The following is a 14,704-nucleotide window of genomic DNA, read 5'->3' on the forward strand; positions in this document are numbered from 1 at the left end:
ATGGCCGACGCAATTCTCGTCCTGAACGCCGGCTCATCGGGCCTAAAGTTCGTTGTGTTCGAGCGGCTTGCGGAGTTAGCCGTGTTGATGCGTGGCAGCCTTACGTCACTGCAGCGCAAACCGCGAATGAGTGTTTCCAGTGCCGAGGACGAACAGACGACGCAGACGGATTTCGCAGATCGCCCGATTGGCACCGAAGAAGCACTGGAACTCATCCTTACCGAGCTTGACAGGTGCGGTCTGCTTCAATCCGTCAGCGCGGTCGGTCACCGGATCGTTCACGGCGGACGCGATTTCACTGCCGCGACGATCCTCAACCCGCCAACACTCGAGGCACTCCGCGCGAAGCCATTCCGAGACAACGAAATGAACGCAACCCAGCGCAATAGCCAGCGCATTCTTTGAGAGGGATTGAGACGTTGCAGACCACCACAGTAGACGTCGGCGGAATTGCCAGTGTCCTTGACCCACTTGCTGTCGAAAGGAAGCTACGGCAACTCCCAGGCATAAGGAACGCCAATGTGAACTTCGTTTCGGGCACGGCGACTGTGACCTATGATGAGGGTCGCACCAACGTCGAATCCATCCGTGACGCCGTCCTCGAATGCGGCTTCCATTGTCGCGGTGAAGTCGTGCCCCGTCACATGTGCGAGCCGGATTCCACGACTGTGCAACCCGCAAATCCCAAGGCGCCGGCTGCCCGCCACGAGCACGCGAGAGCCCCGAAACCTCAAGGGGGCGCGACGGCGGCTCACGCTCATCACGCGCCGCAGGGAAAGCCGGTTGCCGCGTCCGCGCATGATGAGATGGCGCATGAGATGGGTCACGGCTCTGGCGACATGCAGGCCTTGGTGCGCGATATGCGCAACCGGTTCTGGATTGCGCTCGCGTTCACGGTGCCGATTTTCATCTATTCACCGATGGGTGGAATGTTTACTCCGCCCACGCCGCCTTTCGGTCTGGACCTGGAACTGTGGCTGTTTTTGCTGGCCAGCGCCGCGATCCTGTATCCGAGCTGGCCCTTCTTCGTTGCCGCATGGCGGGCGCTCAGGAACGGCGTGCTGAACATGGCGGTGCTCGTCGTGCTCTCTGTCGGCACCGGCTACGTGTTCAGCGTCGGCTCGACGTTTTTCTTCCCCGGCGTGCAGTTCTACGAAGCCGTGGCGGTGCTGCTGGTCTTCATCCTGCTCGGCCATTGGCTCGAAATGCGCGCGCGAGCTGGCGCATCGGCCGCCATCCGCGCACTTCTGGATCTCGCCCCGCCGAAGGCGACCGTGCTGAGGGAGGGCAAGGAGATCGAGGTTCCAACGGCGGACGTCCAGGTGAACGAGACGATCGTCATTCGGCCCGGCAACAAGATCCCAGTCGACGGCGAGGTCCTCGACGGCGAATCGCTTGTCGACGAATCCATGCTCACGGGCGAGTCGATGCCGGTGAAGAAGGCGCCGGGCGACCAGGTCATCGGCGCGACCATCAACAAGAGCGGCAGCTTCAGATACCGGGCGACCAAGGTCGGCGCCGATACGGCGCTCGCGCAGATCGTCAAGCTGGTGCAGGAGGCGCAAAATTCCAAGGCGCCTGCTCAGCTCCTGGCGGACCGCGCCTCTCAGTGGCTGGTTCTGATCGCGATCGTCATCGGCTTCGCGACCTTCGCTGTATGGTTCTGGTGGCTCGGCTCGCCTCTGCTCTTTGCACTGACCCTGACCATAACGGTGTTCGTGATAGCCTGCCCCGACGCCCTCGGGCTGGCGACACCGATGGCCGTCATGGTCGGTACCGGCCTCGGCGCAATGAATGGGATCCTGTTCAAGAACGCGGGGGCACTGGAGGACGCCACCAAGCTCGACGTGATCGTCTTCGACAAGACCGGCACGTTGACGATGGGCCAGCCGCGGGTGGTGGATGTCTTGGCGGCCGAGGGGCGGTCACCGGACGATGTGCTCCGAGCGGCCTCGGCGGTAGAGCGCGGGTCCGATCATCCGCTCGCCGTGGCGATCGTCGAACGCAGCGCCGGTCTCGACGTTCCGCAGATGCGGGCCTTTCTCAACCTGGAGGGAAAGGGAGCCCGGGCCGAGATCGGAGGCGAGGCGGTGTTCCTCGGCAACCGCCGGCTCATGGATGAGGAGAAAATTGATCTCGGTGTCCTCGCCAAGGAGGCGGATCGCCTCAAGGGCGCCGGACGCACCGTTGTGCACGTCGCGCGCGGAGGGCGGGTCCTGGGTCTCATCGCCATAGCCGACGCGTCGCGCCCGAGCGCAAGGGCGACCGTGGCCAAACTGCGCGAGCGCGGCGTGCAGGTTGCGATGCTGACCGGCGACAACGAAGGGACGGCGAAGCGTATCGCCGCCGAGTTGGGCATTGACATCGTCCTCGCCGATGTGCTGCCGGGGCAGAAGGCCGCGAAGGTCAAGGAACTGCAGGAGCAGGGCAAACGGGTCGGCATGGTTGGCGACGGCGTCAACGATGCGCCCGCCCTCACCCAGGCCGATGTCGGCTTCGCCATCGGCGCCGGGACGGACGTGGCCATGGAGAGCGCCGACGTCGTGCTGATGAAGAGCGATCCTTACGACGTCGTCGGAGCGATCGAACTGTCGCGCGCCACGCTGCGGAAGATGCACCAAAACCTGTTCTGGGCAGTGGCGTACAATGTCGTGGCATTCCCGATGGGTGCCGGGGTGTTCTACCCTTTGGTGATCAGCCCTGAGGTGGCTGCGTTGGCGATGTCCGGCAGTTCCGCGCTTGTCGCGGTGAATGCGCTGCTTCTGAAGCGGACGCGGCTCGAAGGCATCAAGACACCAGGGGTGGCGCCGATGTCGGCCGTCGATGCCCGCGAAATGGAGTCGTCTGCGGCATGAACGAAAGCGGTGCAACGGGAACGAACCGTCGCGCAACCGTAGCACTGCTGCTTGCCGTTTTTGCCGCTGCCGTGGGATATGGAGTGGTGCTGCCCGTGCTGCCGCTCCTCCTGGAGAGCTTTCTCCCGTCAGCATCTTTCAGCAGCATAGGCTGGCATAGCGGAGCCTTGACCGCGATCTACGCCGGGGCGCCCCTGCTGTCCGCACCGCTCTGGGGCCGCTGGTCGGATCGCCGAGGCAGACGATCGTTGGCCTCGTCGGCTTCGGTGCAACTCTGGCTGTGACCGCATTCGCCCCCGAGCATTGGATGGCTCTACACGGGGCGGTTCCTGAACGGCGCCTTCGCTGCAGCGATCTTGCCCACAGCGCAGGCATTTGTGGCTGACAGGGCTGTTTCCGATGGGTGGCGCGCCCAGCGTTTCGCCTGGCTGGGTATGGCGGGCATCGCCGGGTTTTTTTGTCGGACCAATGCTTGGCGGCATCGTGCTCCAGTGGGGCAGCACGGTTTCGAGCAACACGTCGACGGCGCAACTCAGCGCGCTGCCGTTTCTGATCTCGGCCGGCCTGACGCTTTTAGGCGCAGTCGGCCTTGTCACGCTCGAACGGAGCTCCGAATTTCCCGCACAGCCGTCCGACAAGAATGAGACCGTTCGGCGCCGTGCCGCCACGTTGCTCCTCTTCCTAGCGGGTCTTGTCGCTGCGGGCGTCGCCGCATTCGAGGTCGTGCTCGCGCTTCGGGGGCGCTCCCTCGGCATGACGCCCTACCAGGTGGGCATCATGTTCGCCGAATGCAGTCTGGTCATGTTCGCCGTCCAAGGCCTAGTTTTCTCGCCGCTTGTAGCGCCTTCGTGGACCGCGAAGCTGATTACGCCCACCCTCGTGATCATGGCGACGGGACTGTTCCTCGTCCCCTATGCCGAAACCTTCGCTGCACAATTGGTTGCAATCGGCACAGTCGCGGCGGGCGCCACACCTTGACCTACTGGACCTCACTTGTTTCCGCCGGCGCTCAAGGCGCGGAACTCGGGCGCCAGGCAGCGGCGGCGAGCCTCGGGCAAACGGTGGGTTCAGCAGCCGGCGGGGTTCTGTATGCGGCCGGCACCGCGCCGGAAGTAGGATTTCTGCTTCTTGGCGGGCTCATCCTTGCCGCTGCGGCCGCAAGTCTCCGCCTTGGGCCGCGTCTGCTGGCTGCTGGCATCGACGCCAATGGCACTGCGGCAGCGACAAGCGGCAGCGGCAGCGGCAGCCATTGACCTGCGTCAAAGAGTTGCGCCTGCGAATAGGCGATAGTGGCAAAATGTGAACGACTGGAATACGTCCCGTGCTCGCGCTGTTTTGGAGACTCTGGCCGCAAAGATGCCGACGCCCGCAAAGGGCATCCGGTATTGCCGTAACGCTTGGCATCGCGCTTTTCCTGATGCTGTCGGCCTCGGGTGCCCAGGCCGACGGGCGGCACCTCGGGACCGGCTTGAGTTTCGCGACGCCGGGCATCGCCTTGTCGACGCTCCTCGTTGAGCAACCTGTCGAGGCGTCGCCCAAGCTATCTCCTTCGTCTTTTGCGTTCGCCTCGAACATCGTTGCGGCTCGAGAGGGCGGCTGGTGCTGCGAAGATGCCGCCTATGGGCAAAGTACGGCTTGCTCCGGTGCAAGTTGTATCGGATGCTCGCTGGCTCAACCTGTCGCAGCGTCCAACGTCCATCCTGCGGCAGGCACGTCTGTTCATGCCATTCCGCAGCAAGCGGTCATGTTCCCGACTGACCCCGATGCGGACTTACGACCTCCTCAGCCATTTCTCTGAATGCTGATCAGCGAGATCGCCGATCTCGCTGACGGATACGAACTGTACGCCGAGGCGCTTGCGGCATCCTCCGGCTGGCTGATCATCGAAAGGAGTGTTCCTATGTCCGTCCATCATCGCGAAGACCATCAGAACGAACCGCAAGGAACCTTCCTGGCCTCGCGAACGGGGCTTGTCTTGCTCGGATTCCTGGCAATCGGAGGCTTCCTCCTGTTCACCGAACATCGAGCGCACCTGCTCGGAGCTCTCTTCTGGCTGCTACCGTTCGCCTGCGCGTTTCTGCACATGTTCATGCACGGCGGGCATGGCGGGCACGGAAGCCACCGCGAACCCTCCGACAGGAGCCCATCATGAGCACCGGGATGACAGACTATGGATTATGGGGTCTGGTGATCATCAATTCGGTCGTCTTCATCCTGTTCGCCTACAGCTTCTTCAAGCCGGAGACGCCGCGCGACTGGCGCTCATTTGGAGCGTTCAGCGCATTCCTGGTTGCGCTGTTCACCGAGATGTACGGTTTTCCACTCACCATCTACTTCCTGTCCGGCTGGCTGCAATCGCGCTATCCGGGGGTAGAATGGTTCTCGCATGATGCCGGACATCTTCTCGAGATGATGTTTGGTTGGGAGACGAACCCCCATTTCGGACCGTTCCATGTCCTGAGCTTCGTCCTGATCGGCGGCGGCTTCTGGGTGATCGCCGCGGCTTGGCGCGTACTCTACGACGCTCAACAGCGCCGCACCCTGGCAACCGGGCCGTACAGCTACGTCCGCCATCCGCAATATGTCGGCTTCGTTCTGGTCCTGCTCGGGTTCCTGGTTCAGTGGCCGACCCTGCTGACACTGGCGATGTTCTCGGTACTGGTCGCCATGTACATAAAGCTGGCGCGCATCGAAGAGCGGGAGGCACTGGCCACGTTCGGCCATGCCTACCGATCATATATGGAAGAGGTGCCAGGATTTATTCCGCGTTGGGATCGGCTAACGGGTGCCGGCTCAGTTCCCCGCCACGGCGACAGGTGAGAGGTGGTCATGCAACCTGATCGGGCGTCCTGGCCGCTCTCCTCGATCCTGCTCGCCGCCTTCGGAGTAGCGCTGATCGGCATCGGGATGTTCTTCCTGGTGCTGCGTCCGCCGCTATTGCCCGAGGACATGCGCTTCATCGGCCTGTCGCTGGAGCAACTCCAGGCCGAACAACCGGGCATGGCAATCTGGCTGTTGCACGTTTTTCGCGTTCTGGGGGGATATGCGACCGCTGCCGGCTTGTTGACTGTCACGATTGCAGCAACATCGTTTCGGCAACATGACGGTGTGGCGGGCTTGGGCGCGACGGTCGCCGGCGCTGCCTCGATCGGATGGATGGCGATCGTCAACTTTGTTATCGCCTCCGATTTCAGGTGGGTGCTGCTGGCCATTGCCCTGCTTTGGGCAAGCAGTATTGCCCTGTTCTGGGTCGAGCGGAAAACTGCACTCGTGGGATCTGCAAAAGGTGCGGGTCGACCATGACGATCATGCTCGACAGCGTGTTCACCGCGAGAGCCCTGACCAAGACCTACGTCTCGGGCGAGACGGAGGTGCGAGCCCTTCGTGGCGTCGACCTCGACATTCCCGCCGGGGAGGTGGTCGTGCTGCTCGGGCCTTCCGGGAGCGGGAAATCGACGCTCCTCAATATCATCGGCGGGCTCGATCACCCCACCAGCGGCCAGTTGTTTTTCAGGGAACAGGAACTGACTAACCTCGACGACCGGGGCCTGACTGCCTACCGGCGCCAACACGTCGGCTTCGTGTTCCAGTTCTACAATCTGATCCCCAGCCTGACGGCGTACGAGAACGTCGCTTTGATAACCGAGATCTCCGACCATCCGATGACGCCGGAGGAAGCTCTGGCGCTGGTGGGACTCGAGCCGCGAATGCATCATTTCCCGGCACAGTTATCGGGCGGAGAACAGCAACGCGTTGCCATCGCGCGCGCCATTGCAAAGCGCCCGGACGTGCTGCTCTGCGATGAACCGACCGGGGCACTGGACTCAAAGACGGGTATCCGGGTGATCGAGGCGTTGATGAGCATCAACGCACAACTCGGCACAACCACTTTGATCATCACGCACAACGCCGTCATCCAGGAAGTCGCGAACCGCGTCATGTTTTTCAGCGACGGGCAGATCTCCAAGGTCGAAACAAAAGAAGCCCGACGTGCCGTCGCCGAATTGCAGTGGTGATGTAGATGCGCGCGCTCGATGTCAAGCTGCTTCGCGATCTTCGCCGTCTCTGGGCGCAGGCGCTCGCGATTGCACTCGTCGTCGGCGGCGGAGTGGCGACCGTTCTGCTCGCAGTCGGCTCCTACCGCTCACTCGAGGAGACAAGGACCGCCTATTACGAGCGCTATCGTTTCGGCGACGTGTTCGCAACGGCGCGGCGCGCGCCCAACGCACTTGTCGATCGGATCGCCGAGATTCCGGGTGTGGCGGCGGTCGATACGCGCATAACAACATTTGCCCTCCTCGACATGCCGGGCCTGATTGAACCGGTCACCAGCATGGTCATCTCGCTGCCCGAAATCGGCGAGCCAGTGCTCAACCGCCTCTACATGCGGGCTGGCCGCACGCCGGAACCCGGCCGGCAGGAAGAAGTGGTGGTCAATGAGAGTTTCGCGGAGGCACATCGCCTCACACCGGGATCGCGCTTCGCAGCGGTCCTCAACGGCCGCAAGCGCGACTTGACGGTCGTCGGGATCGCGCTCTGTCCTGAATATATCTATGCCGTCGGGCCGGGCGACATAATTCCGGATGGCCGCCGTTTCGGTGTCATCTGGATGTCCGAACGCACTCTGGCCAGCGTTTACGATCTCGAAGACGCGTTTTCCTCCGTATCGCTGCAACTGCTTCCGGGAACGCCGGAACGCGAGACGATGACGCGCCTCGACGCCCTGCTTGACCGTTATGGTGGGCGTGCCGCCTACGGGCGCAAGGATCAGACATCGCACGCCTGGCTCGATCACGAGCTCGACATGCTCGACAACATGAGCCGCACTCTGCCGCCGATCTTCCTGCTGGTTTCGGCATTCCTGGTAAATCTGACGCTCAGCCGTCTTGTCTCGCTCGAACGCGAGCAGATCGGGCTCCTGAAGGCCATTGGTTATTCGAATGCGAGCATCGTCCTGCACTACCTCAAGTTCGTCGGCATTATCACGGCGTTGGGCATCGCCATCGGCGGCGTGGTCGGCACGTGGCTCGGCGCGTATGTCACCAACATGTTCAGCGACTTCTTCCGATTTCCCTTCCTCCTTTTCGTCAAGACGCCGGATCTCTACGTCGTTGCGGCCGCGCTGAGCCTGCTCGCTGCTACAATCGGTGCGTTGCGCGCCTTGCGCGAGGTCGTCGCCCTGGCCCCGGCGGTCGCCATGCAGCCGCCCGCGCCACCGAGCTTTCGCCGCATGCTGCCCGTGGGCTTCGGTTTGGCGGGGCTCGTTTCGCAGCCGACGCGAATGATGCTCCGAAACGTTGGCAGGCATCCGATCCGCTCGGTTTTCACTGCTCTCGGCATGGCGCTGGCGACAGCAATATTGATCGTGTCGCTCTTTACCGGCGGATCCATGGAGCAGTTGATCGACGTCACCTACTTCCTGGCGGACCGCCAGGAGGGAACGGTCAGCTTCCTGGAAAAGCGTCCGCAGGACGTTGCCTTCCAGATCGCAAGATTGCCAGGTGTGCTGGCCGCCGAACCCTATCGGGAGGTCCCGGTCCGCATTCGCAGTGGTCATCTCGAGCGCCGGATCACGATCCGCGCCCGGCCTCGCGACGCCGACCTCAACCGTATCATCGATACGAACCTGCAGCCGGTGTTGCTTCCGCAATCGGGTCTCGCCATTTCGAGCATGCTCGCCCAAGTTCTCGACGTACGAGTTGGCGACGTGGTCGAGATCGACCTGCTCGATGGCGCCCGGCGGACGGTTTCGCTCCCCGTCGCCACGCTGGTCGAGGACTATCTGGGCATCCGCGGCATGATGGATCAGCAAGCGCTGGCGGCACTTCTGCGCGAGGCCCCGGCGGCGGATGGCGTCAACGTCACGCTGGACCGGGGCATGCAGGATGCGTTCTACACCTCCGTCAAGGCCATGCCGGTCGTCAGTGGCTTGGCCTTGCAGACCGCCTCCCTCGCCAATTTCCGCGAGGTCGTAGCCCTGCTCGTCACCACGATGTCCGGCATCTACACGGGACTTGCGGCCGTCATCGCTTTCGGCGTGGTCTATAACAGCGCGCGCGTGGCGCTGTCCGAGCGGGCCCGCGAGCTGGCCAGCCTGCGGGTGCTCGGCTTTACCCGCGGCGAGGTTCGACGCATCCTGCTTTTCGAACTCGGCCTGCTGACGCTGGTTGCGCAGCCGCCCGGCTGGGCAATGGGCTACGGTCTTGCCTGGTTCATGAAGACCAACCTGGCCGGCGAGTTAATGCGTATTCGCCTGATCGTCGAGCCCTCCACCTATGTTTTCGCCAGCGCGATCGTGATTGCCGCGGCCATACTCTCGGCCCTCGTCGTGGGCAGGCGAGTTGGTCGCCTGGACCTGGTCGCCGTTCTCAAGACGAGGGATTGAAAGATGCGAACACCCTGGATGAAGCGAACCGCAAGTGCTGTCGGCCTCGGCTTGCTGGCAGCAGCGGTAGTCTGGTTTGCCTGGCCGCAGCCCATCCCGGTGGATATCGCCACGGTTGCCAGGAGCGTGATGGAAGTCACGGTCGACGACGAAGCGAAGACACGCGTAAGCCACGTCTACACGGTGTCGGCGCCCGTCGCCGGAAAGGTACTCAGAATCTCGCCGCCACGTCATGTCGGTGACCAGGTCACGCAGGACGATACCGTCGTGGCGGTGATGCAGCCGACCACGCCTGGCTTTCATGACGTCCGCACACATGAGGAGTTGCTGGCATCTCTCGGCGCAGCCGAGGCGGCTGTGACATTCGCTGCAGCGGAAGTGAAACGCCTCGAGGCGGCGCTTGCATTTTCGCGCACAGGGCTCGAGCGGGCCGAGAAGCTCGCCAAGACCGGGGCGATATCGCAGAACGTTCTCGACAAGGCGAGGTTCGACGTCGACGCCAACGAAGCCGCGCTGGCTAGCACGAAGGCGCAGGTTGAAGTTCGGAGCAATGAAAAGGCGATGATCGAGGCGCGTCTCGGCCAGCCCGCTAACGCGTCCTATCAGGCCGATCCGGCCTGCTGTATCCAGCTTCGTGCCCCGGTGAGCGGTCGCATCCTGAAGATCGTTCAGGAGAGCGAGGGCATGGTGCAGGCGGGAGCGCCGCTCGTCGAGATCGGAGATCCGCTCGACCTGCAGGTTGTGGCGGACCTTCTCTCGACTGACGCCGTACAGATAAAGGCCGGCGCATCGGTCCTCATCGACGGCTGGGGCGGGCCGACGATCCAGGGCAAGGTGACACGCATCGACCCTGCTGGCTTCCTTAAGGTCTCTGCGCTTGGCATAGAGGAGCAGCGGGTCCACACGGAGATCGACTTTGTCGATCCTCCTGAAACCTGGGCACGGCTCGGACACGACTATCGTGTGATTGTGCATGTGACGAACTGGCGTGACGACAACGCGCTCACCGTGCCCGTGGCAGCGCTGTTTCGACAGGGTGACGACTGGGCCGTGTTCCTTGTCAAGGACGGAGGCGTCCGCACGACAGTCATCAAAATCGGCCAGCGCAACGATCGAGTAGCGCAGGTCGCGTCTGGTCTATTCGAAGGCGATCGGGTCGTGCTGCACCCGAGCGACCGAATAGTGGACGGAGCGAGAGTTCAAGAGCGCGTAAATCGCTAGCTGGCTAATCAGCCCGCCTGCAGGCCCGCCGCTTCTAGACGGCTGCCTCAAAAGCCGCTCAAGCTAAAGCTGACAACCAATCTCAGCCGCACCCGATCAGGCTGTGCAACCCGACCAGCTACGCCTGATCGGTGCGCGAACGGCCGGTAGTGCCCGTGGAGGGGATAGATCAAGCTGGAGACGCCGGACTTCGGAAGGTTGGAGAACCTTACCCAGCACTCCCGCTTCCCGCCGCAAATAGCGCCTTGTTGGCTTCACACAACTTTACATTCGCCCACAACGGCCGAAACGTTGCGCTCCTAGTCTGGCCCAGTCGCGGCAGAGTCGCCGCCTTAGCGAAAGGACCAGCATCATGGAAACGAACCATCCGGAACCGGCCGGCCTCTCCGGCAACCAGCAGAGGAAGAGCTGGGGCAAGCGCATTGCCATAGGCGGCATTGCGATAGCGACGCTTGCTGGCGTCGGGATCGCCGGCGCGCTCAGCCAGGACTACGAGCGCATGCAGCGCTTCGGCATGGGCTGGGACGACGGCGGGCCCGGCATGCACATGCAGGCCAATTTCCGCCACGGCATGGGGTTTGGTGGCCCGGGTTTCGGCGGGCACCACTTCGAGCGCATGCTCGAGGAGATTGACGCCACACCCGAGCAGGAAGAGAAGCTGGAGGCGATCATGGACAAACTTCATGACGATGTCCGCCCGATCATGCGCGGCTTTCGCGACACACGAGACGATGTCGCCAAGCTGCTTGGCGCCGCAACCGTCGACCGCGCGGCGGCAGAGAAGCTGCGCGCAGAACGCGTCACGGCGGTCGACGAGGCCTCGCGCAAGCTGACGACCGCCCTGCTCGACGCCGCCGAGGTGCTGACGGCCGACCAACGCGCGGAAATGCTCGAGCATTTCGAGGATCGCGGCTGGCATCGCCGCTGGTAAGCTCCGGATCGGGACAGTCGAATCGAGGCAAATAAACGCGCATGGCGGACCAGATTCTCATCGTCGACGACGATATTCGCCTGTCCGCCATGCTCGCCGAATATCTGGTGGGCAACGGCTTTCGCGTCCAAGCGGCGGCGACAGCGGGCGCGGGCATTGCCGAAATCGCGCGGCTATCGCCCGATGCAGTGATCCTCGACGTCATGCTGCCGGACATGGACGGCTTCGACGCGCTCAAGCGCATTCGTGCGACGTCTGATGTGCCGGTGCTGATGCTGACGGCGCGAGGCGACGAGACCGACCGCATCGTGGGGCTGGAGATCGGCGCCGATGACTATCTGCCGAAGCCGTTCAATCCTCGCGAGTTGCTGGCGCGACTGAAGGCAGTTCTGCGCCGCCGCAACGCCGGCTCGAATGCCTCCCCTCGCATTTTGCGCTTCGGGCGGCTGGAGATAGACTCCGCGTCGCGTTCGGTCCGCGTCGATGGGCGCGATTGTCCGATGACCAGCTACCAGTTCGACCTGCTGGCAGCGCTTGCCGAAAATGCTGGGCGCACACTGTCGCGCGACCAGCTCATGAACATGGTCAAGGGCGAGGAGCTGGAAGCGTTCGACCGGTCGATCGACGTGCATGTCTCGCGCATCCGCGCCGCGATCGAGACCGATCCGAAACATCCTCGCCGCATCATCACGGTGCGCGGCGCAGGCTATGTCTTTGCCCGTTTCGAAGACCGTGACAAATAGGCCATGCGCAACAGTCTTTTCGTCAAGATCTATTTCACCGTGCTGGCCAGCCTCGCGGTCGTGGCGATCGCCAGCGCGGTCTTCGTGCGCATGGGCCAGGAACGCGAACATCTCGGCTGGAGCGGCCGGCGCGACGCCTTCATCGCGGCGATGCTGCCGGAGGGCGCCGACCCGGCCTTGCTACAGGCGACGGTCCAGCGGCTCTCCGCGGCCGTCGATGCCGACATCTCGGTCTACGGCCCGCAGGGACTTCTGCTTGCGTCGGCCGGCCGGCCGATCCCCGAGCACGAGATCGGATTTCACCGCAGGATGCATCCCGGCGGGTATCATTTGCTGGTCAGCCGGCTGCCGGACGGAAGGGTTGTCGCGGCGCGACCGAGAATGCCGTTCGGCCCGGCAGGTCGCAACCCCCTTGGCTATCTCGCGCTGATCGCCGCGGTGATTGGGCTTGCCGCCTTTCCGGTGGTGCGCCACCTTACACGCCGCCTTGAAGCGTTGCGCCAGGGGGTGGATCGCTGGGGTGAAGGCGCTCTCGACACGCGCATTGCTGTGCGCGGCAGCGACGAGGTGGCGGCGGTGGCGGCGAGCTTCAACCGCGCCGCCGAGCAGATCGAGCGGCTGCTTGCCGCGCATCGCTCGCTGCTTGCCAATGCCAGCCACGAGTTGCGTTCGCCGCTTGCGCGCCTGCGTATGGCGATCGACCTCGACGCAGACGGACAAGGCGGCCCGGTGCGCGACGAGATCGTGCGCGACCTCGCCGAGCTCGACGCGCTGGTGGAGGAAATCCTGCTTGCCAGCCGGCTCGACCATATCGAGAAGCTGGAACAGGTGGAGCCGGTGGATCTGCTGGCGCTCGTGGCCGAGGAAGGCGCGCGCTCCGGCGTCGACGTCTCAGGCGAACCCGGCATGGTGTCGGGCGACCCGACACTGCTTACGCGGCTGGTTCGCAATCTCATGCAGAACGCACAGAGGCATGGCGGTCCGCCGGTCAGCGCGCATGTGGGGACCGAAGGCGGCTCGGTGGTGCTCAAGGTGCGCGATCACGGGCCGGACCTGCCGGAAGGAACCGGCGAACGCGTTTTCGAACCGTTCTTCCGGCCACAAGGCCGCAGCGAGACGGCCGGCGGCTGGGGCCTCGGCCTGTCGTTGGTGCGCCAGATCGCCTTGCATCATGGCGCAACCGTGCACCATGAGTCACCATCCGGCGGCGGCGCCTGCTTCGTCGTCACGTTTCCGGCAATATCTTGATATCGTTTGAGCAGAAGCCTGCTCGTTGTGGCTATGAATGTCTGTGCATTGATCTGACGAAATTCAAGGCGTCGCAATTGCCACGTCGTTCGCTGGTCGAGTGGGTGCTGCGCGCCTCGCTGCGCTACGGTGGTCTGCCCGCATTGAAGTGGTCCTCAATTAGACATGGCTTTTGAGAGCCTCGCCGAGTTTGAGGAACGAGCTATGTCCGAAAAACCGGTAGCAGGCTATTACTCGGATAGAACCTGAAGAGTTTCTCGCTTTAGTATCTTCAACGTCCTTACGCTGGCGAGCTCAATTATTCCTTGCGTCCGGAACTTAGAAAATACACGTGAAACAGTCTCGATCGTGAGGCCCAAATAGTCACCGATGTCGGTGCGCGACATAGGTAAGTCGAATTGCTCCAGACCACCTTGGCGCTCTGCCATGTCAAGTAGGAATGCTGCGATCCGTTCAACGGCGTTCTGACGTCCAACAACCAAGAGGTGCTCCTGCGTGCGCACTAGGCACTGCAATGCATGATCCATGATCTCACTGGTGATGTCGCTGCCGCCTGCGCGGCGTCTCGCGCGTAGCCCGGTGGTGCCAATTGCGTCCGCAAAGAAGTGATGTACGACATCGACTTCAAAACCAAAGACTTCGCCAGGAAGGTGAAACGACGAGATCTGCCTGCGGCCATCGGCAAGGAGCCGATAAACGCGCACCGCTCCAAACTCGACTTGATAGAGTTTCTCGGCCTTCTCGCCTTGGGCGTAGATTTCCTCGCCCGGCTTGAACAGCAGCGGGGGCCGGCCGAGAGCAAGCTGCCACGCCGCGGGGCTCCCCGGTACCTCGGATGTCAGGTGGTGCAAAGCGGCGGAAGCAGACATGGCGGTTCCCTCATGGTGTGTCGGGAACATCATTGACTGGTTCGCGCACGCGCGAAATTGGGTTACATCCCTACGTGTTGCTACGTAGCAAAACTGGAAAGCCGGAGGATGGTGGTTTCCACAGCCTGAACAAGGTTTCGGCCGAGGAGGGGTTTTTCCACATAGTGGACGGGGACCTCTGGTGGGAATTCCGCCCCTTTGCTCAAAAGCACCACGACGCAGTCGGCTAACATGCGAAGCTTATTCCAGACTTCCTGTCCGCTCGAGAGAACATCCTCGTCGATGATTGCGCATCGCCGGCGCGATTTGGCAGTTTCTAAGGCTTGATGCAGGGTTTGGTGCGACGAAACCTCAAATCCCTCCGCCTCCAGCAGAAAGGCGATCGACCGCCGCAATGCGTCGTCGAAGGCAATTACAATCACTTTTCTTGTCACTTCTCACGTCCGTCCTTC

General features: G+C 62.9%; 17 protein-coding genes. 15 read left to right on the forward strand and 2 right to left on the reverse strand.

The genetic code is table 11. From position 1 onward, the window contains the following. The 15 genes from EOA78_RS12440 (at position 1) to EOA78_RS12510 (ending at position 13,383) form a co-directional block, all read left to right on the forward strand. Positions 1-405, forward strand: a complete 405-nt coding sequence (locus EOA78_RS12440) for an acetate/propionate family kinase (protein ID WP_127315367.1) — start codon at positions 1-3, stop codon at positions 403-405. 14 nt (positions 406-419) lie between these two features. Beyond that, positions 420-2,855 (forward strand): heavy metal translocating P-type ATPase, encoded by a 2,436-nt coding sequence (locus EOA78_RS12445; RefSeq protein WP_127315368.1) that lies wholly within the window; start codon positions 420-422, stop codon positions 2,853-2,855. Further along, a complete protein-coding gene (locus EOA78_RS12450) occupies positions 2,852-3,139 on the forward strand; it encodes an MFS transporter (RefSeq protein ID WP_127315369.1) in 288 nt (95 codons plus the stop codon). The genes EOA78_RS12445 and EOA78_RS12450 overlap by 4 nt, the downstream gene beginning before the upstream one ends. 184 nt (positions 3,140-3,323) lie before the next feature. Continuing rightward, entirely contained in the window at positions 3,324-3,833 is a 510-nt protein-coding gene (locus EOA78_RS12455; protein WP_127315370.1) for a hypothetical protein, read from the forward strand. Next, complete coding sequence (locus EOA78_RS12460) at positions 3,830-4,108, forward strand: hypothetical protein (RefSeq protein WP_127315371.1); 279 nt, start codon at positions 3,830-3,832, stop codon at positions 4,106-4,108. The genes EOA78_RS12455 and EOA78_RS12460 overlap by 4 nt, the downstream gene beginning before the upstream one ends. Positions 4,109-4,176: 68 nt before the next feature. Further along, positions 4,177-4,653, forward strand: a complete 477-nt coding sequence (locus EOA78_RS12465) for a hypothetical protein (protein ID WP_127315372.1) — start codon at positions 4,177-4,179, stop codon at positions 4,651-4,653. Next, entirely contained in the window at positions 4,654-5,007 is a 354-nt protein-coding gene (locus tag EOA78_RS12470) for a DUF2933 domain-containing protein (protein ID WP_348628474.1), read from the forward strand. Then, positions 5,004-5,675 (forward strand): isoprenylcysteine carboxylmethyltransferase family protein, encoded by a 672-nt coding sequence (locus tag EOA78_RS12475; RefSeq protein WP_127315373.1) that lies wholly within the window; start codon positions 5,004-5,006, stop codon positions 5,673-5,675. Before EOA78_RS12470 ends, EOA78_RS12475 begins: the two co-directional genes overlap by 4 nt. 9 nt (positions 5,676-5,684) lie before the next feature. Then, entirely contained in the window at positions 5,685-6,158 is a 474-nt protein-coding gene (locus EOA78_RS12480) for a hypothetical protein (protein WP_127315374.1), read from the forward strand. 5 nt (positions 6,159-6,163) lie between these two features. After that, positions 6,164-6,871 carry an ABC transporter ATP-binding protein gene (locus EOA78_RS12485; RefSeq protein ID WP_127315426.1) on the forward strand — a complete coding sequence of 236 codons (708 nt, stop codon included), beginning with the start codon at positions 6,164-6,166 and terminating at the stop codon, positions 6,869-6,871. A gap of 5 nt (positions 6,872-6,876) precedes the next feature. Further along, complete coding sequence (locus EOA78_RS12490; protein ID WP_127315375.1) at positions 6,877-9,240, forward strand: ABC transporter permease; 2,364 nt, start codon at positions 6,877-6,879, stop codon at positions 9,238-9,240. Positions 9,241-9,243: 3 nt separating this feature from the next. Then, positions 9,244-10,461, forward strand: coding sequence for an HlyD family efflux transporter periplasmic adaptor subunit (locus tag EOA78_RS12495; RefSeq protein WP_127315376.1), 1,218 nt, complete (start codon positions 9,244-9,246; stop codon positions 10,459-10,461). Between the two features lie 352 nt (positions 10,462-10,813). Next, entirely contained in the window at positions 10,814-11,392 is a 579-nt protein-coding gene (locus EOA78_RS12500; RefSeq protein ID WP_127315377.1) for a Spy/CpxP family protein refolding chaperone, read from the forward strand. 41 nt (positions 11,393-11,433) lie between these two features. Next, complete coding sequence (locus EOA78_RS12505; RefSeq protein WP_127315378.1) at positions 11,434-12,135, forward strand: response regulator; 702 nt, start codon at positions 11,434-11,436, stop codon at positions 12,133-12,135. A 3-nt stretch (positions 12,136-12,138) separates the two neighbouring features. Then, positions 12,139-13,383, forward strand: a complete 1,245-nt coding sequence (locus EOA78_RS12510; protein WP_127315379.1) for an ATP-binding protein — start codon at positions 12,139-12,141, stop codon at positions 13,381-13,383. A 230-nt stretch (positions 13,384-13,613) separates the two neighbouring features. On the opposite strand, the gene EOA78_RS12515 is transcribed toward EOA78_RS12510, so the two are convergent. Beyond that, on the reverse strand, positions 13,614-14,252 hold the full coding sequence (locus EOA78_RS12515; RefSeq protein ID WP_127315380.1) for a helix-turn-helix domain-containing protein: 639 nt from the start codon (positions 14,250-14,252) through the stop codon (positions 13,614-13,616). Positions 14,253-14,332: 80 nt separating this feature from the next. After that, positions 14,333-14,686, reverse strand: a complete 354-nt coding sequence (locus EOA78_RS12520; protein WP_127315381.1) for a hypothetical protein — start codon at positions 14,684-14,686, stop codon at positions 14,333-14,335. Between the last annotated feature and the right edge of the window lie 18 nt (positions 14,687-14,704).

This window comes from Mesorhizobium sp. M5C.F.Cr.IN.023.01.1.1 (genome assembly GCF_003997585.1).
Taxonomy (GTDB): Bacteria; Pseudomonadota; Alphaproteobacteria; order Rhizobiales; family Rhizobiaceae; genus Mesorhizobium; species Mesorhizobium wenxiniae.